Raw genomic sequence first — 18301 nt, 5'->3', positions numbered from 1 at the left:
CGGCCCGGCTCAGCGGGCCGGGGCGATCACCTTCTGCAGGCAGGTCGTGCCGAGATCCCGGTAGCCGAGCCGCTCGTAGAAGCCGACCGCGCGGGCATTGCCGGCCCGCACCAGCAGCTGCACCTTCCAGACGCCGCGCGCGGCGAGCCAGATCTCGGCCGCCTGGACGATCGCCCGGCCGAGCCCGCCGCCCTGGCGCTCCGGGACCACCGCCACGTAGTAGAGCCAGCCCCGGTGCCCATCCTCGCCGACCATGGCGGAAGCGCTCAGGCGCGCGCCCTCCTCCGCCACCAGGATCGTCGCGTGAGCGGCCGCCCGCGCGAAGGCGATGTCCCGCCCGGGATCGTTCCAGGGGCGGGCGACCCCGGCCGCCCGCCACAGGGCCGCGAGGCCCGCCTCGTCGCCATCGCGGACCTCCCGGATGACCGGAACCGCGCCCATCTCCGCCTCAGGCGGACCTGTCGGGCAGGTTCAGCCGGATGTGCAGCTCGCGCAGCTGCTTGGGCGTGACCTCGGAGGGCGCCCCCATCATCAGGTCCTCGGCCCGCTGATTCATCGGGAAGAGCACCACCTCGCGGATGTTCGGCTCGTGGCAGAGCAGCATCACGATGCGGTCGACGCCCGGGGCGATGCCGCCGTGGGGCGGTGCGCCCATGCGCAGGGCGTTCAGCATGCCGCCGAACTTCTGCTCCAGCACCTCGCGGCCGTAGCCCGCGATCGCGAAGGCCTTCTCCATCACGTCCGGGCGATGGTTGCGGATCGCGCCCGACGACAGCTCGATGCCGTTGCAGACGATGTCGTACTGGAAGGCCTTGATCCCCAGGATCGTCTCCGCATCCGCCGGGTCGAGGCCCAGGAACCCGTCGTGGTCGTAGTTCGGCATCGAGAACGGGTTGTGCGAGAAGTCGATCCGCTTCTCGTCCTCGTTCCACTCGTACATCGGGAAGTCGGTGATCCAGCAGAAGGCGAACTGGTCCTTGTCGGTGAGGCCGAGGTCGTCGCCGATGCGGATGCGCGCCTTGCCGGCGAGCCCGGCCGCCTTGGCCTCGACGCCCGCCGCGAAGAACACCGCGTCGCCCGCCTTCAGGCCGGCCTTGGCGGCGATGGCGGCCTGCACCTCCGGCGGCACGAACTTGGCGATCGGGCCGCGGCCCGAGAGCACCCCGCCCTCCTCCTCGAACACGATGTAGCCGAGGCCGGGCGCGCCCTCGCCCCGGGCCCAGTTGTTGAGCCTGTCAAAGAACGAGCGCGGCTGGGCGCCGGCACCCGGGGCGGGGATCGCCCGCACCACGCCGCCGGCCCGGATCACGCTCTTGAACGCGTTGAAGGTCACGGCCTCGGCCGAGAATTCCTGCGTGACGTCGACGATGATCAGGGGGTTGCGCAGGTCCGGCTTGTCGACGCCGTACTTGAGCATCGCCTCGGCGTAGGGGATGCGCGGGAACGTCCCGGTGACGCGCCAGCCCTCCGCGAATTCCTCGAACACGCCGCGCAGCACCGGCTCCACCGCCTGGAACACGTCCTCCTGCGTGACGAAGCTCATCTCAATGTCGAGCTGGTAGAACTCGCCGGGCGAGCGGTCGGCGCGGGCATCCTCGTCGCGGAAGCAGGGCGCGATCTGGAAGTAGCGGTCGAAGCCCGCGATCATCGTGAGCTGCTTGAACTGCTGGGGCGCCTGCGGCAGGGCGTAGAACTTGCCTGGATGCAGCCGCGACGGGACCAGGAAGTCGCGCGCGCCCTCGGGGGAGGAGGCGGTGAGGATCGGCGTCTGGAACTCGAAGAAGCCGCCCTCGCGCATGCGCCGGCGCAGGGAATCGATGATCGCCCCGCGCTTCATGATGTTGGCGTGGAGCTTCTCGCGGCGCAGGTCGAGGAAGCGGTAGCGCAGCCGCGTCTCCTCCGGGTAATCGAGCTCGCCGAAGACCGGCATCGGCAGCTCGACCGCCTGGCCGAGCACTTCGAGATCGGTGATGTAGAGCTCGACCGCGCCGGTCGGCAGGTCGGCGTTCTCGGTGCCCTCGGGGCGCCGGCGCACGCGCCCGTCGACGCGGATCACCCATTCCGAGCGCACGGCCTCGGCGGCCCGGAAGGCGGCGGAATCGGCGTCCACCACGCACTGGGTCACGCCGTAATGGTCGCGCAGGTCGATGAACAGGACACCGCCATGATCGCGCACGCGGTGGCACCAGCCGGAGAGCCGGACCGTCGCGCCGACGTCGGAGGGGCGCAGCGCGCCGCAGGTGTGGGTACGGTAACGATGCATGGTGGGCTTCTTTGGCGCCTGTGCGGGTGCCGCCGCGGAGGCGCGTGGACGCGGCGCCCCGGGCGGAGGTCGGCGCACCCATTCACTTGAGCGGGCGTCAAGTCAAGCGCGGGCGGGCCCCCGCCGGATGCGGGGCGGAGATCGGCGGCTCGCCGCGCCCGCGGGCGCGGGGCCGGGAAAGCCCGGCGCGCGGGGGCCTCGATCCGTCACACCACTTGCCGGGACCGAACATCTCGCCAACCGCTACGACCGACGGCCAGGCAACTTCCTCGCTGCCATTAAACTTGCAGCCGTCTGCATCTGGATCAATGCATGTTGGGTCCGCTCCATAAAGGGCAGGGAGCGACCACTCGCAAAAGTGAGCAACTCGTCATCCTGCGAAGGTACGGGCTCCGAGGTGACCCTTCAGGCAGAGCGTGTCCTGACAATAGAAGAGATTGGGCTATCGATTCTGGGAGGTTTCGCGTCCCGTTTTGACGCGGTCGGCGGCGGCATGCGTGCCCCTACAACGAAGAAAAATGCGCTGGCCACGGCGAAAGCGGAAAAAAGTAAAAACATTGCAGCTCCACCGTATGCGCCTAACAAGACTCCCCCTAAGGTTGGACCGATAAAATTCCCAATCGTCGAAAATGAATGTGCTCCAAAATAACCACCACGATTGAGATCGTTAGAGATGTCATCAACCATCATATATTCAGACGGAACGACTAATATTTCCCCAAGCGTAAAAATCGTCATCGCAACCGAGAATGTTAAGAGATTGTTGGAGAACATAAAAGAGATCTCTCCTATAAAAAACAAACCGCACCCCATCACAAGTGCATGACGTGCCCCAACGCTCTCGATGAATCTTCTTGCTATGGGATTGCCGAGGAGAACCACGAAGCCGTTGATCGAAACGAGGTAAGCAAAAATGGAATTACCATTCTCGATACTTGTAGACAAGTACGGCGCCAGGGTCGCAGAGTATTGACCGTGAACCGCAATCAAAAGCGTCCCCCCTAAAACGAAGAAAGCTAATCGAGGATCGCGTATGGCAGCCCTCACACATGAAAAAACGGATGTATGCTGAACCTCTGTCGAAACATTATGTCTCTGATTATACGGAACTGTTACCAATAGCAGAGCGATTGCGAAAAATGCGTATAAAAAACTTGCTGAGAAAAACAGGATTGATGCTGTAGCGCCGGCGCTGACTCCAATCAGAGGTCCAATAGCCCATCCAACGTTATTAGTGGTGTACCGCCACGAGAAGAAGCGCAATCGCTGCTCTTCAGGGCAAACGTCGCTCATTAACGCGCGCGACACAGGTTCATAAACAGCTAGGGCGACGGCCGACACAATCTGCGCTAGACAAAACGTCAAGACGGATTCAGCAACGGCCATCCCCAAAAGCGCCACTGCTGTCATGAATAGCGTCAACGTCAGAACGGGCTTTCGCTCCATACGATCGGATAGCGATCCGGCGAATGGAGCTACTACGGCCCCGACTAATGGACCAGCACCCAACAAGGCGCCTATTATAGCTGACCCAAGTCCGAAGGACTCGTGAAGCTTTATGACGAGGAATGACAGCGTCATTGCCCGCGCAGTCGCCACCAAACCGGAGCAGGTAACTAGGAATAGCAAGTAGTTGCGGCGGTCATTACCCATTTTCATTCATGGCCTCGGCTCGATGACTCTGACCTTTGGGTACCAATGGGGTTTGGCGGCGGAGCGTACCACAACCCGCCCCGGTGGCTACCCACTTGAAAGGTCGAGACTACGATGGAACTCGCCTGCATGGCGATGTGAAATTTTGTAGAACGCCTTAACGCCACCCCTTGACGTACCGGGAGCAAAGACATTACGTGCGTGACTCACACACCTTTTTAAGCGTTGGTCGTGTCTAATTAGCTGGCAAACCCACACCAAGTCCTGTCAAATACACTGAAAGGTGATGGCGATGATGATGAACAAAGATGATAGTATGCTCAAAGCCAATGTAACGCGGACCGATAGAGACCATGACTGGGATGATTGGAGGTGGAATCAAAATAATTCTATCACGTTGCTAAGTCAGCTCGACGAATATCTCAATTTGTCGGATGAAGAACGTGATGTGTTCGGTCGCGTGGGTGAGAAGTATGTTTTTCGAGTAACGCCCTACTATCTGTCATTGATGGATAAAAACGATCCCAATTGTCCAGTTCGCCTGCAGCAGCTGCCAAACTTGGCAGAGCTCAACGATGTGTTTGATATCGAGAAGCTGGAGTCATTCCACAGATCGGAAGTAGGAACTGAAAATCCATTATGGAAAGAAGGGGCAACGCTTGTAAACTGCATTGTGCATAGGTATCCAGATCGAGTTCTTTTTCATATAACAAACCTATGTCCTGTCTACTGTAGACATTGCTCTCGCAAGGTTCACGTCGAGGTAGGCCCAATCGTAACGGCTAAAAGCTTACTCGATCAGGGTATTGATTACATTGCTTCAAACCAACAGATCAGGGATGTCCTCCTCAGTGGAGGCGATCCGCTTAGTTTAGTTGATAGCAAAATCGAGTACGTCATCAAGCGGTTGCGGGCGATACTCCACATCCAGATAATACGCATTGGCTCAAGATTTCCGGTTCTGCTTCCACAGCGGATCACGGTCGAATTGTGCGATATGCTGAAGAAATAGCACCCGATATGGCTCAACATCCATTTCAATCATCCAAAAGAGATCACTGAGGAATCCAAGCTCGCAATCTCAAGGTTGCTTGATGCGGGTATTCCGGTGGGAAATCAATCGGTCCAATTGAAAGGTGTTAATGATAGTGTCGAGGTGATGAAGGATTTCCTTCACAAGCTTCTTATGATCCGCGTCAGACCTTATTATCTCTATCATGCCGATTTGATCAGGGGGGCGGAGCATTTCCGAACGCCAATTCAAACCGGATTGCATATTATGGAAAATCTTCGTGGTCACACGACAGGTTTCGCAGTACCGACCTACGTCATTTGCACACCATTGGGTAAAACGCCGCTCGCGCCAAATTACCTTGTAGCACAAGGGCCGGACTACGCGGTTGTGCGCAATTACGAATGGCGGACCTGGAAAGATCCAGACTATCATTGACGCGATGCGTCAAAATTCTGGTGCGCCCACGAGTGGCGCATCAGAGAAAATTGCAATCATTCGGAGATGACGTCTCGACATCCTCTGAGCGGGAGTAATCGATCGTGCACCAACCGTTGATCTCAACATATGACCGAATTAGTTATGCTCGGGTTGATCTCTCGCACCCACCTGAGATTGCCAAAATAAAATCGGCGTTCGCGGAGAAATATCGTAGAGTCGCAGATTGCATGGATTGTGTTGCATTCGAGGTGCAAAGCAGCGCTACGCATCAAGCCATTATTTGCTTCAAAGAGGACGTCATGGCACTTGTGCTGATCGTGAATCACGAACAGACCTACTCTGAATCTCCGGTCGACAGCAGGAAAATCGACGACACATTGAAGAATATAGAAGTGGCCGTCGGGGTATCTGCTGGGTCGATCTACGCGACCTCGATACGATTTGAGATTAGCAGCATGGTAGCTTAACATATTTTTGCAAACTCAATAAATTCGGCAAAAGTAGGACATCGAGACGCTGTCAATGAGAGCGTCTTGAAGATATATAAGGATTGACGGACGCGAGAACTGTTACCAAAATTACTGCTGGCTCTGTCGCTCTTTATGGTAGTGTTTGACGTCAGTGTTCTGCGTGCGCTCTACAACGCCTACGTCGGCAGCAGTGGCTTCCCAAGCTCCTGGGGGAATCGAGCCCGAACGCCAGCGTCTCTCTAGAGCAGCACCCGATCACGTTGCAATCGGGTGCTGCTCTAGGTCTTTGATCTTGCCGCATTTTCTGCGACGAACCGGCATCCATTTCGTCGGAAAATGCTCTAGGTACACGCGTATGCTGGGTTTTTCGTTCCCATCATCTTGAGTTCCGTTGCGGCGGACGCCATCGGATTAACGGCTGCGAAGGCGCATTTGCCGGATTACTCGTCCTCACGATGGTCGTCTGCGCCATATGCCGGGCGCGTTTGCACGCCGTCGTGATCACGTTTGCACGCCGTCGTGATCAATTCCGCTCAGTGAGGGCTAAGCGCGCCTCGCGCGACCAGAGCAGGCGCCCCGCCGCGAGGTAGGTCAGGATCACGGTGAGGCACAGCATCTTGATGATGCCCGTGGTGACCTCGATCCCGAACGCGCCGAGATTGAAGAGCACGGCCAGCACGGCGTAGCAGATCAGCACCGCGATGCTGAACAGAACCGAGACGACGACGGCCACGGCCGCCCTGGTGAGGGTGCGGGCGGGGATCGGATCGCGGATCGTTGCGGAAGCGGACATGGACAACCCCCTCCTGGCGGGCGTCCCCGTGATGCGCCGCCTCCGCTCGCATCTCCTTGCGCTGGATCAAGGCTGCCGCGCCGCCCGGGCCTGGGCCGGCCTCAGCGCCCGATCGGCTTGGCCGTCCCGGCCGCGGCGGCGTTGAGGAGCTGGACGAGGCGCTCGGAATCGAAGGCCGGGTCCCGGGCGGGCTCCGCCCTGGCGGATTTCGCGCGGGGCTTGACGGCGACGGGGGCCGGGACCGGCGCGGCAGCGATCGAGCCGGTGGTCATCGGCTCCTCGGGCAGGGCCCGCACCGCCGCGACCTGCTGCGGCAGGGGCGCGGAGGCGGCCGGCAGCCGGTCGAGGTTGACGGCCGAGACGGCGCAGATCGTGGCGAAGCCGAGGACCGCGAGGGACCCGACGGCGAGCTGGAGACGCAGGGACAAGGCCGCACCCCATCGTGGGCAGGAAGGCGGCATCATGCCTCCGCAACCTTAACGATCCGCCCTCCTCACGCGGCGACCGCCGGCGCGACGGCGGGCGGCCCGGCCCCCGGCAACTCAATAGGCGTTGCGGAACGAGCTGCGGGCGAACAGGGTCATCGCCAGGATCTGGAGGTCGAACCAGAACGACCAATTGTCGATGTAGTAGAGGTCGTGCTCGACGCGCCGCTGCATGTCGGCGTCGGTCAGCGTCTCGCCGCGCAGCCCGTTCACCTGGGCCCAGCCGGTGATGCCCGGCGGCACGTTGTGGCGGCGGGCGTAGCGGGCGATCCGGCGCTCGAAGCTGCGGTCGTGCGCCAGCGCGTGCGGACGCGGCCCGACCAGCGACATGTCGCCCCGCAGCACGTTGAGGAGCTGCGGCAGCTCGTCGAGGTTGGTGCGGCGCAAGACGCGCCCGACCCGCGTGACCCGCGAATCGTTGCGGGTGGCCTGCCGGAACGCGCCCTCCGGCTCGGCCCGCATGCTGCGGAACTTGTAGACCGAGAAGGCCTCCTGGTTGAAGCCGTAGCGCTTCTGGCGGAACAGGCAGGGGCCTGGGCTGTCGAGGCGGATCAGGATCGCGATCATCGCCAGGATCGGCGACAGGATCACCAGCGCGGCGCCCGCCACCACGAGGTCGAAGCCGCGCTTGAGCGCCACCTCGCCCGGGCTCAGGGGCGCGCGCCCGACATTCAGGCCGGTGAGCCGGCCGACCCGGGCGAGCCGGATGTCGGCGAAGCGGTCCATGACCTGGCCGGGCCGCAGGTGGAGGGCGGCCGGAACGCGCAGGAAGGCGTCCACGCAGAGTTCGACGTCCTCCGCCTCCGTCCAGGGCACCAGCACGAAGATGTCGTCGGGGCGCAGGAAGCGCACCACCGAGACGGCGAGGTCGAGATCCTCCCCGATCTGCCGGCGCCGCTCCTCCGGCGCGATCCCCGCCGGGACGCCGCGCAGGTAGCTCGCCCCGATCACCCGCACGCCGAGCGCCTCCGCGTCGTGGCTGGCGTAGAAGCTCGCGATATCCTGCTCGTAGCCGATCAGCTGGACCCGCCGCACCGATCCCGAGCGGGGCGTGGCGAGGCGGCGCACCGCCGAGAGGCAGAGGCCCCGCGTGGCGAGCAGCACCGGCAGCCCGGCCGCGAAGGCGGCGACCGCGGCGACGCGCGAGACGTCGCTCGTCGTCTTGGTGAGGAAGCCGATCACCAGGAGGAGCGCCCAGGCGGCGAGCCACAGGCTCGCGCTGCGGCGCGGGTGGACGCCGCCCGCCAGGTAGGTCTCGATGCTGTACTCGCCCCGGGCGAGGTTCGGCAGGATGACCAGCAGGCCGAGCAGCAGCCCGACCTGGAGGGCCGCGCCGAGCGGCACGGCCGCGTGCAGCACCGCGGCGTGATAGACCGCCTGGGCGCTCAGCACCGTCCCGAGCACCGCGCCGAACTCGGCGAGCGCCGCGCCGACGCCGATCGCGGCCCGGACCAGCCCGCGGCGGCGGCGCGGCAGCAGCGCGCTCCAGATGGCGCGCCGCTCGGCCGCGCTGGCGGCGGAGCTTCCGAAAGGGGTGAACCGTTCGTGTTGCATGCGGGCAGCTGTTCCGGGTTGAGCCTCCCCGGGACGCGGCGGCGTCCCTCGGCGGCTCGGTCCTGCGGGCTGTCCGTGCCGGAATGGGACGCGGGCGCATCCGCCCCGGCGGGACGGGCCAAGCTGAGCAAGGCCGGGACCGGCGCCCGCGCAACCCGGCCCTGCAGCCGCCCCGGCATCCTCGCGTCCGGTGCGATGTTAGAAGCCCCCGGATCACCGGGAGAGCGGCCATGGATGCGCGGGCGAGGGACGGCGGGGTGGCGGGCGCGGCGCGCAGGCCGGCCGGGCCGGCAGCCGCCGTGCTGGCGGGCCTGAGCCTCGCCCACTTCCTCAACGACCTGATCCAGTCCCTGCTGCCGGCGATCTACCCGGTGCTGAAACAGGCCTACGGGCTGGATTTCGGCCAGATCGGGCTCCTCACCCTCGCCTTCCAGCTCACCTCCTCGGTGCTGCAGCCGGTGGTCGGGCTCGCCACCGACCGGCGCCCGCAGCCCTTCTCGCTCGCGGCCGGGATGCTGCTCCTGCTGGCTGGCCTGCTCCTCCTGGCGACGGCCTCCAGCTTCCCGGGCCTCGCCGTCGCGGCGGTCCTGGTCGGCACGGGCTCGGCGATCTTCCACCCGGAGGCGTCCCGGGTCGCCCGCCTCGCCTCGGGCGGGCGCTACGGCCTCGCCCAATCGGTGTTCCAGGTCGGCGGCAATGCGGGCACGGCGGCGGGCCCGCTGCTGGCCGCCTTCATCGTGGTCCCGCACGGGCAGGGCAGCGTCGCCCTGTTCGGCCTCGCCGCCCTCGCCGGCTGCCTCGTCCTCGCCGGGATCGGACGCTGGTACCGGAAGCGGCTCGCGCAGCAGCAGGGGGCGGCCCGGCGTCGGCCGGCCGCGGCGGCCGCGGAGCCCCTCTCGCGGCGCCGGATCGTCGCGACGATCGCGATCCTGCTCCTGCTGATCTTCTCCAAGTTCTTCTACATGGCGAGCCTGACGTCCTACTTCACTTTCTACCTGCTGCACCGCTTCGGCGTGTCGGTGCAGGAATCGCAGGTGCTGCTCTTCGTGTTCCTGGGCGCGGTCGCGGTCGGCACGGTGATCGGCGGGCCGATCGGCGACCGCTTCGGCCGCAAGGTGGTGATCTGGGGCTCGATCGTCGGCGTGCTCCCCTTCACCCTGGCGCTGCCCTCCGCGAACCTGGTCTGGACCGTGATCCTGACGATTCCGATCGGCCTAATCCTCGCCTCCGCGATGCCGGCGATCATCGTCTATGCACAGGAGTTACTACCGGGCCGCGTCGGCTTCGTCGGCGGCCTCTTCCTCGGCTTCGCGTTCGGGATGGGCGGCCTCGGCGCGGCCGCGCTCGGGGAACTCGCCGACCGCACCAGCATCGAATTCGTCTACGGGATCTGCGCGTTCCTGCCGGCGATCGGGCTGATCGCGGCCTTCCTGCCGCGACTCGACGGGGCGGCGCGGGCCTGAGCGGCGCGCGATCCCCGGCGCCGCCCCGGTCGTCAGCGGGAAATCTGTGCCGTCAAGGGCCTGAACCGCGATCCGGACGCCCCGCGCGGGACCTACTCGGCCGCCTCGGCCCGCGCCGCGATCGTTTGCACCGCCTCGAAACCCTCGAATTGCGGATGCGTCAGGTAGAGGGGCTTCGTGCCCGGCGCGCGGCTATGCGCCTTGCGGAACTGCTCGGAGCGCGTCCAGGCCTCGAAATCCTCCCGCGAGGCCCACACGGTGTGCGAGGCGTAGAGGACGTGGTCCTCGTGCTCCGGCCCGCGCAGGAGGTGGAACGCCACGAAGCCCTTCATCTCGCCGAGATGGCTGTCGCGGCCGAGCCAGACCTGCTCGAAATCCGCCGTCGCATCCTTGTAGACCTTGAACCGGTTCATCGCGATGAACATGCTGCAGTTCCTTCCAGATGCGGCCGCGGCCGGACCCGGCCGTTCCGTGATCGGCCGCGACTGAAGGCGATTTTCCGGCCCCGATCAAGGCGGCCTGGCCGGGCGCCGCACCACTCCCGCACCGCGTCGGGTGTTGATCGACGGCCAACTCAGTAATCTTTCTTCTGTATTCCTCTTGGGAATTCCAGGTAGCCGAGTAGACGCAGGTCCGGTTGCATGGCAGATCAATCGGGCGCAGCTTGGCACGCGAGGCCAGGATGAGCGGTGAGCGGCATCCGGTCGCGGAGCGGCAGCGCTGCCATCGGCCGGTATCGGCGGCGACGTCTTGGCGGCGACGTCTTGGCGGCGCCGCGGTGTTGTCGCCGCGCCGCGGCGTGTTGACCGGGCGGGATCCCCGCGGCGGGCGCGAGAGTTCAGGGCCGCACGGCGCGGGGCGCGAGCCCGGCGCCGTGCGGGACGGGGTGGGCCGCGCGGCCGGGTCCGGAAAGGACCCGGAGGCGATGCGGGTTTGAGACAGAGTGTCGAGGACACATGCCTAAGCAGACTACAGAGGTCGATCGCCTCGTGGGCATCCGGATCACGGCATTGCGCAAGGCGAAAGGTCTGAGCCAGACGGCGCTCGGCAACGCCGTGGGCGTGACGTTCCAGCAGGTGCAGAAATACGAGAAGGGGCAGAATCGCGTCGGGGCCGGGCGGCTGAGGGAGATCGCCCGGCTGCTTGAAGTCCCGGTCTCGGCCTTCTTCGAGGATCCGAGCGACACGCAGGGCAACGACGAGAACGTGTTCGGGTTCCTGAGCACCCAGGGCGCCATCGACGTGCTGCGCGCCTACGTGCAGATCGAGGACGATCAGCTGCGCCGAGAGGTGCTGGCGATCGTCCGCTCGGCCGCGAGGCTGAGCCGCCCCGCCGGTCTGGCGAACGGCGGCGCCGAGTGACGTGCTGCGCCGAGTGACGTGCTGCGCCGAGTGACGCGCGGCGCCGCGCCGGGTGCGTTGTCCGACGGCCTCCCGGCCCGGCCGCGACGGTCCGGCGATGCGGGGCCGGGGCTCAGCGCCCGCCGATGAGGTGGAAGAAGCTGCCGCTCACCCGGCCGAGCCGGTGGCCGGCGATTCCGAGGGAGCGTCCCTCCCCGTCGCTGACCCGGGCGAGGCCGCAGGCCGCGTCGGCGGCCGGCGTCAGTTCGCTGGCGTAGTGGAATTCGTGCCCGACCACGGTGTCCCCGGCCCGGCCGAGCGGCCCGTCGCCGAGGAGGGCGGCGAGCCTGTAGCCGAGATGGAGCTTGCGCCGCGCGTAGGAGGTGGCGACCGGCAGGAGCCCCGCCATGGCGTGGCGATGCCCGCCCGCGTCCTCCAGCCCCTCGCCGAGCACCATGTAGCCGCCGCACTCGCCGTGCACCGGTCGCGCGCGGGCGAAGGCGCGCAGGCCCGCGAGGAATCGCCCCGCCGCGGCGAGCCGGCCCGCATGCAGCTCCGGGTAGCCGCCGGGGAGCCAGCAGGCGTCGCAATCCGGGGGCGGCGGCTCGTCGGCGAGCGGTGAGAACGGCACCAGCTCCGCCCCCGCCGCCCGCCAGCCGGCCGTCATGTGCGGGTAGACGAAGGAGAAGGCCGCGTCCCGCGCCAGGGCGATCCGCTGGCCCGGCGGGTCCGGCAGGCGGTGACGCCCGGAAGCGGGCACCCGGCCGCCCGCCGCCCGCAGCAGCGCGTCGAGGTCGAGGGAGGCTTCGGCGAGGGCGGCGAGCCGGTCGAGCCGCGCCGCGAGATCGCCGGTCTCCTCCGCCTGCACGAGGCCGAGATGCCGCTCCGGCAGGACCAGGGCGGCGTCGCGCCCGATCGCGCCGAGCACCGGCAGCCCGGCCCGCGCGAGCCCCGCCTCGACGAGGCGGCGGTGGCGCGGGCTCGCGACCTTGTTGAGGATCACCCCCGCGAAGGCGAGGCGGGGATCGTAGAGCCGGCAGCCGAGCGCCACCGCCGCGGCCGATTGCGCCGCGCCCGAGACGTCGAGCACCAGCACGACCGGCCAGCCGTAGCGCGCCGCCACGTCCGCGTTGGCGCCGCTGCGGCCGGTCTCGGCGACGACGCCGTCGAACAGGCCCATCGAGCCCTCCGCGACGAGGAGGTCGGCGCCCGCCGCGGCGCGGGCCGCCACCGCGTCGAGGAGGTCGTCGTCCATGGCGAAGCTGTCGAGGTTGTAGCTCGGGCGGCCGGTCGCGGCGGCGTGGAAGGCGGGGTCGATGTAGTCCGGGCCGCATTTGGCGCCCGCCACCGCGAGGCCCCGGCGGGCGAGCGCGCGCAGGATGGCGAGCGTCACCGTGGTCTTGCCCGAGCCCGAGCGGGGGGCGGCGATCAGCAGGCCGCGGGTGGGCAGCGGGCCGCAGGCGGAAAGGTCGGTCACGGCATCGGACTCCTGGCGCACGCGGCGCGCCGCCTTTTACCCGGCCGCCCCCGGGTGATACCACCCGGGCCATGGACGAGATGCCCCCGAGCGGCCCCCTGCGGCGCGGCTGGACCACGGGCGCCTGCGCGGCCGCGGCCGCCAAGGCCGCCCTCGCGGGGCTGCGCACCGGCGCCTTCCCGGACCCGGTCGAGATCCCGCTGCCCGGGGGCCTGCGCCCCGCCTTCGCGCTCGCGGCGAGCGAGCGCCTGGCGGAGGGCGCCCGCGCCGGCGTGGTCAAGGATGCGGGCGACGATCCCGACGTGACGCACGGCGTCCTCGTCCTCGCGACGGTGCGTCCCGGCGCCCCGGGCTCCGGCGTGACCTTCCGGGCCGGCCCCGGCATCGGCATTGTGACGCGGCCCGGCCTGCCCCTGCCGGTCGGCGAGCCGGCCATCAACCCGATGCCCCGCCGGATGATCGCGGCGGCCCTGGCCGAGGTCGAGGGCCGCGCCCCGGACGTCGTGGTGGAGATCGCGATCCCCGGCGGGGAGGAGATCGCCCTGCGCACCCTCAACCCCCGCCTCGGCATCCTGGGCGGCCTCTCGGTGCTCGGCACGACCGGGATCGTGGTGCCCTATTCCTGCGCGGCCTGGATCGACACGATCCACCGCGGCATCGACGTGGCGCGGGCGAGCGGCCTCGCCCACGTGGCCGGCGCCACCGGCTCGACCTCCGAGGCGGCGGTGCAGCGCCTGCACGGGCTCCCGCCCGAGGGCCTGATCGACATGGGGGATTTCGCGGGCGGGATGCTCAAGTACCTGCGCCGCCACCCGGTGCCGCGCGTGACGGTGGCGGGCGGCTTCGCCAAGATGACGAAGCTCGGCCAGGGCCTCCTCGACCTGCATTCCCGGGCCGGCCCGGTCGATCTCGCCTGGCTCGCCGCGCGGGTCGCCGAGGCGGGCGGCGGACCCGACCTCGCCGCGCGGGCGGCCGGGGCGAACACGGCGCTGGAGGTGCTGCGCCTCGCGCAGGCGCGGGATCTGCCCCTGGCGGAGGTGGTGGCCCGTCACGCCTGGGAGACGGCCGCGGCCGCCCTGCGCGGCGCGGGCATCGCGCTCGAGGTGGTGGTGTTCGACCGCGAGGGACAGGTGGCGGGCGCGGCGCCGTTCCGGCGGGTCGGGTGAGGCGGTCCCCGCCTCGCAGGGGTTTCGTCCGGTCAGCTTGGCTTCTGGCGTGGCCGTTGCCTCGGCGGTGGGCGTTTCTTCTTGCTTTCGCGGGTGCGGAGGAGGATCCGGGACGACCTGTGGAGGAATGCGCGATGCCGGGCGTGGTCGCGCATCGCAGCGCGGCGGCATTGCAGGACCGCTTCGCCGCGCGTCGAAACGCGCGATGGATTGCTGACGGCGTGGCGGACCTCTGACCGCAGCCATTCACGACGGCGCAGAGCGCACCATCCTCCGCGAGTTCTCCACCGTGACCGGTTGCGATCGCGAGCACGTCATGTGCGTTCTTCGGACCATACTGTCTGACATCGCGGCGACGTGCGCCGGCAACTGCATGACGATGCATTGTGAAAGGTGATCAGCATCCGGAAGCTGGGATCGGGCCGAGTTCGCGGCAATCGTCGGGAGAAATCCTGAGCAGGAGAAAGGTGCATGCGTCTCTTGCGAGACGCGCTCGCCTCCGTGGACCGTTGACTGGCGTGGCGCGGGGCACAGACACTCCGGAACAGCGCTCAGAAGGCTTCATTCCCTTGCGTCATTGACTCTCAACGAAGCGCTCTTCAGCATGGCAGAAAGATTCGCTACCGAGATCTGCCGATGTCGATGAGATTCTTAGCCGGCTTAAGCTTTGCAGTGAGCGTCATCAGAAGGGCGTATTTTCGTCATTTTTATAAGCAGAAATGTAAAAATCTCATATATATACTAACAATAATTATCCTTATAGGAAATTCCGCTGTTGTGGTGCGTGCACAAGACGCACCTCTCGGGCAATGGTGCGACGGGGCATCGGGTACCTGCGCAGGGTCGCCAGAGGCGGCGTGCGCAGCTCAGTGGAGATGGTCCGGAATGGACAATGGCTTCAGCAGATTACTGGTGCCATCCATGACAGACGACAATCCATACTTTGCAGGGTGTCGGTGGACAAGCTTCCAATACCTCTGCCCTCAAGAGACAGGAGGCGGGATCAACTCGTGCTGGGTGAGGCTCCCGGCCTGGGTCAGCTTCAGCTGTCCGGACGGCTACACGCCTTACGGGAACAGTCGGTGCGTTCCTATACCGATTCGCGAACCCGTGGAGTGTGTTGCCAACAACACAGGAAACGTCAATCCAGTTGTTGGTAATCCAGTCATGGTGTCGTCAGGCTCAAAATTAGAGAAGAAGACAGATTTCTCGACATCGGATGGGAGATTCTATATTGGGCGCTCATACCGTAGCTTTCCACAAATCACAAATGTGTCGTCGTGGAGAGGCCCGGTCCGCGGCGACGTAAATGGCTGGCGCTTCGATTTTATGATGGAGCTCCACATCGGCGAAAATGGAAGAGTGACAATCCATGCTCCTGACGGCACCGCCCATGATTTCGCGCTGTCGAACGGATCATTCGCTGCCGCCAAGGGAGTGGTCCAAACCGGATACAGCCTGTCCTTCGTCGGATCTCCTCCTTCGAACTGGAACGATGTGACCGCCGCCTCGCAGCAATGGCGTGTCACAGATCCGTCCAGGAGAGTATGGATCCTCAAAACGTTCAACCGCGACATTAATGAAAAGAACAATTATATCATTGGTAGGCCTATAAGTTTATTATCGCCTGACGGATATCAGTTGAATTTTTCTTATGGCCCGTCTGATGAGCTCGCGGCGATCAGCGACAACCTCGGCAGGGCATTCTCTATTTCCTGGAGATTTTATAATATAACGGCAGTCAAAGATTTTGAGGGATCACGCCCGGTGCCGGAGGCTATCAGCCAGATCGGCCTTCCAGGCGGCGGTCAGCTTCGCTATACTTATGACCCTGCTCCGGCAAACCCATCCGTTGGACGCGTCCAACGCCTGACGAAGGTCGAGAAGATCGACGCGGCTGGTCACGTCACCGGGTCGTTTTCCTATCACTATGAAAACACAAGATTTCCCAATCTCTTGACGGGCATCTCCGACGAGAGGGGCGTGCGATTCGCGACATTCGCGTACGACGCATCCGGTCGGACCACCGCGTCGATGCATGCGGGATCGAATCAGACGTACAGCTTGAGCTTCGGAGGCACGGCCTCCTCTCCGACCACGACGGTCATCAATCCTCTCGGAAAAGCCGAGGTATACAATTTCACGCGCACGGGCGAGGGCGACGTACGTCTGGTGTCCATCGATGGTCAGCCGAGCGCGAATTGCGTCGCGAGCACCCGTCGCATCACGTATGATACGAACAAGTTCATCGCAACCGAGACCGATGAGGAAGGGCGGGTCACGGCGTACGTGCGCGACGCGCTCGGCCGGCCCACCTCGATCACGCGCGGATCCGGAACCCCGCAGGTCTCCACGACGACGATTCTGTGGCACCCCACCTTCAACCTGCCCGTGCGAACCGTCGAGCCAGGTCTCACGACCGACTTTGCCTACGGCGCCACGGGGCAACTGACCCAAGTCACCCAGACGGACACGACGTCTCAAACGGTCCCGTTCTCCACCAATGGACGCGTGCGGGCCTGGACCTATGGCTATGCGACGACCGGGCTGCTCACCTCCGTCGACGGACCCTTGCCCGGACCCGGCGATACGGTTTCCTACACCTACAACTCCAACGGCTTTCTCCAAACAGCGACCAATGAACTGGGACAGGTCAGCACCGTGACTGCCTGGAATGGCCGCGGACAGCCTACCTCCGTCACCGGTCCGGACAGCGTCGTCACCGCCTTTGCTTACGACGATGCCGGCCGCCTTACCGGCATGACGATCAATCCGGGCCCGTCGCAGACCGCCTGGAGCTTCAGCTACACTCCGGCGGGAGATCTCGCCACTTACACCGAGCCTGCCGGTGCCAGCTACACCCTGACCTGGGATGAGGCCCGCCGCCTGATCAAGGTCACCAACACCCTCGGCGAGAGCGTCACCTACGCCCGCGACGCCATGGGCAATGCCACCGCCAAGACCATCACGGCGGCCGACGGCTCAACCCAGATGTTCCGCCTCGCCAACACCTTCGACGAGCTCGGGCGCCTCATCAAGCAGGTCGGCGGCCAGGGCCGCACCTGGAGCTTCGCCTACGACAGGACCGGCAACCTCACCACCGTCACCGACCCGCGCGGCAAGGCTCTCGGCTTCGGCTTCGACGCGCTCAGCCGCCTCGTCACCGAGACCGAGCGCGACGGGGGCGTGGTCCAGCACGCCTACAACGCCAAGGACGAGGAGACCACCTACACCGACCCCCGCAATCTCGCGACCACCTATGTGCGCAACGGCTTCGGCGAGGTCATCCAGGAGACCTCGCCCGACCGCGGCACCACCGTCTACGACTACGACGCCCGCGGGCTGATGATCCGCAAGACGGACGCGCGCGGGGTCACCACCACCTACAGCTCCGACGCGGCCGGCCGGCTCACCTCCCGCTCCTACCCGACCGCGGCCCTCAACGAGAGCTTCGGCTACGACGACACCGCGGGCGGGCCGACCGGCCGGGGGCGGCTCACGCGGATGCAGGATGCGGCCGGCAGCTCGGACTTCTACTACGACGCGGTCGGGCGGGTGACCGGCGAGGTGCGCACCATCGGCGGCCACGCGCACACGGTGGCCTACACCTACGACGCGGCCGGCAGCGGCAGGCTCTTGTTCCTGACCTACCCGTCGGGGCGGGTGGTCACCTACGGCTACGACGCGCTCGGCCGGGTGAACTCCGTCGGGCTGAAGATGTCCGCGACCGCGCCCGAGCAGGTGATCGCCTCCTGGGCGGGGTACTTCCCGTTCGGCGGCCTGCGCGGCCTCACCTTCGGCAACGGGCTGAACATGTGGTCGAACAACGACCTGGAGTACCGGCTGGACGGGCTGTTCCTCGACCAGGCCTCGGGCGGCCCGAGCCTGATCACGCGCTACCACTGGGTCGGCGACGGGCTCAACCTGATGGCGCTGAACAACGACACGATCGACCCGGGCCAGACGCAGCGCTTCACCTACGACGACGCGGCCCGGCTGCTGACGGCGACGGGCCCCTACGGCAGCCTGAGCTGGAGCTACGACAAGGTCGGCAACCGGCTGAGCGAGACGCGCACGGTGGCGGGCACGACCAGTACGCAGTGTGAGCGGGCGTTGGATCCTCCTCACTTGTGGGCCTGCAATTTTCCCCACCCTCCCGGCCGCCCCTGAGCCTCCTGTTTGAG

Annotated in this window: 14 protein-coding genes; 6 read left to right on the top strand and 8 right to left on the bottom strand. The window is 65.9% G+C overall.

The annotated features are described in order from the left end of the window. Positions 1-9: 9 nt before the first annotated feature. From M446_RS11750 to M446_RS35155, 3 genes are all read right to left on the bottom strand, one after another. The gene (locus M446_RS11750) at positions 10-441 is read right to left on the bottom strand and encodes a GNAT family acetyltransferase (protein WP_012332325.1); all 432 of its coding nucleotides are present in this window, start codon (positions 439-441) and stop codon (positions 10-12) included. Between the two features lie 7 nt (positions 442-448). After that, positions 449-2263 carry an aspartate--tRNA ligase gene (gene aspS, locus M446_RS11745; protein WP_012332324.1) on the bottom strand — a complete coding sequence of 605 codons (1815 nt, stop codon included), beginning with the start codon at positions 2261-2263 and terminating at the stop codon, positions 449-451. A 405-nt stretch (positions 2264-2668) separates the two neighbouring features. Next, positions 2669-3916: an MFS transporter gene (locus M446_RS35155; RefSeq protein ID WP_265576647.1), complete on the bottom strand. Its 1248-nt coding sequence runs from the start codon at positions 3914-3916 to the stop codon at positions 2669-2671. 292 nt (positions 3917-4208) lie between these two features. Here M446_RS35155 and M446_RS38870 point away from each other — a divergent pair, with 292 nt between their 5' ends. Both M446_RS38870 and M446_RS38865 read left to right on the top strand, forming a co-directional pair. After that, complete coding sequence (locus M446_RS38870; protein WP_265576595.1) at positions 4209-4928, top strand: KamA family radical SAM protein; 720 nt, start codon at positions 4209-4211, stop codon at positions 4926-4928. Between the two features lie 147 nt (positions 4929-5075). Next, a complete protein-coding gene (locus M446_RS38865; protein WP_265576646.1) occupies positions 5076-5366 on the top strand; it encodes a hypothetical protein in 291 nt (96 codons plus the stop codon). A 996-nt stretch (positions 5367-6362) separates the two neighbouring features. On the opposite strand, the gene M446_RS11740 is transcribed toward M446_RS38865, so the two are convergent. From M446_RS11740 to M446_RS11730, 3 genes are all read right to left on the bottom strand, one after another. After that, the gene (locus M446_RS11740; protein WP_012332321.1) at positions 6363-6632 is read right to left on the bottom strand and encodes a hypothetical protein; all 270 of its coding nucleotides are present in this window, start codon (positions 6630-6632) and stop codon (positions 6363-6365) included. 101 nt (positions 6633-6733) lie between these two features. Continuing rightward, a complete protein-coding gene (locus M446_RS11735; protein ID WP_150108637.1) occupies positions 6734-7060 on the bottom strand; it encodes a hypothetical protein in 327 nt (108 codons plus the stop codon). Positions 7061-7174: 114 nt separating this feature from the next. Continuing rightward, a complete protein-coding gene (locus M446_RS11730) occupies positions 7175-8671 on the bottom strand; it encodes an exopolysaccharide biosynthesis polyprenyl glycosylphosphotransferase (RefSeq protein WP_012332319.1) in 1497 nt (498 codons plus the stop codon). 230 nt (positions 8672-8901) lie between these two features. On the opposite strand from M446_RS11730, the gene M446_RS11725 reads away from it, so the two are divergent. After that, a complete protein-coding gene (locus M446_RS11725) occupies positions 8902-10134 on the top strand; it encodes an MFS transporter (protein WP_012332318.1) in 1233 nt (410 codons plus the stop codon). A gap of 92 nt (positions 10135-10226) precedes the next feature. On the opposite strand, the gene M446_RS11720 is transcribed toward M446_RS11725, so the two are convergent. Then, a complete protein-coding gene (locus M446_RS11720; RefSeq protein ID WP_012332317.1) occupies positions 10227-10559 on the bottom strand; it encodes an antibiotic biosynthesis monooxygenase family protein in 333 nt (110 codons plus the stop codon). Between the two features lie 531 nt (positions 10560-11090). Between M446_RS11720 and M446_RS11715 the strand changes: the two genes are divergently transcribed. Further along, positions 11091-11495 (top strand): helix-turn-helix domain-containing protein, encoded by a 405-nt coding sequence (locus M446_RS11715; protein ID WP_012332316.1) that lies wholly within the window; start codon positions 11091-11093, stop codon positions 11493-11495. Positions 11496-11607: 112 nt separating this feature from the next. On the opposite strand, the gene M446_RS11710 is transcribed toward M446_RS11715, so the two are convergent. Beyond that, positions 11608-12924 (bottom strand): cobyrinate a,c-diamide synthase, encoded by a 1317-nt coding sequence (locus M446_RS11710; RefSeq protein ID WP_043702337.1) that lies wholly within the window; start codon positions 12922-12924, stop codon positions 11608-11610. Positions 12925-13022: 98 nt separating this feature from the next. Between M446_RS11710 and M446_RS11705 the strand changes: the two genes are divergently transcribed. Beyond that, entirely contained in the window at positions 13023-14117 is a 1095-nt protein-coding gene (locus M446_RS11705) for a cobalt-precorrin-5B (C(1))-methyltransferase (RefSeq protein ID WP_012332314.1), read from the top strand. A 636-nt stretch (positions 14118-14753) separates the two neighbouring features. Beyond that, positions 14754-18287, top strand: a complete 3534-nt coding sequence (locus tag M446_RS35145; RefSeq protein ID WP_012332313.1) for a DUF6531 domain-containing protein — start codon at positions 14754-14756, stop codon at positions 18285-18287. The last annotated feature ends 14 nt before the right edge of the window (positions 18288-18301 follow it).

This window comes from Methylobacterium sp. 4-46 (assembly GCF_000019365.1).
Classification (GTDB): Bacteria; Pseudomonadota; Alphaproteobacteria; order Rhizobiales; family Beijerinckiaceae; genus Methylobacterium.
Note: the sequence above shows the minus strand (reverse complement) of the source record. Positions and strands in the feature narration are given on the sequence as shown.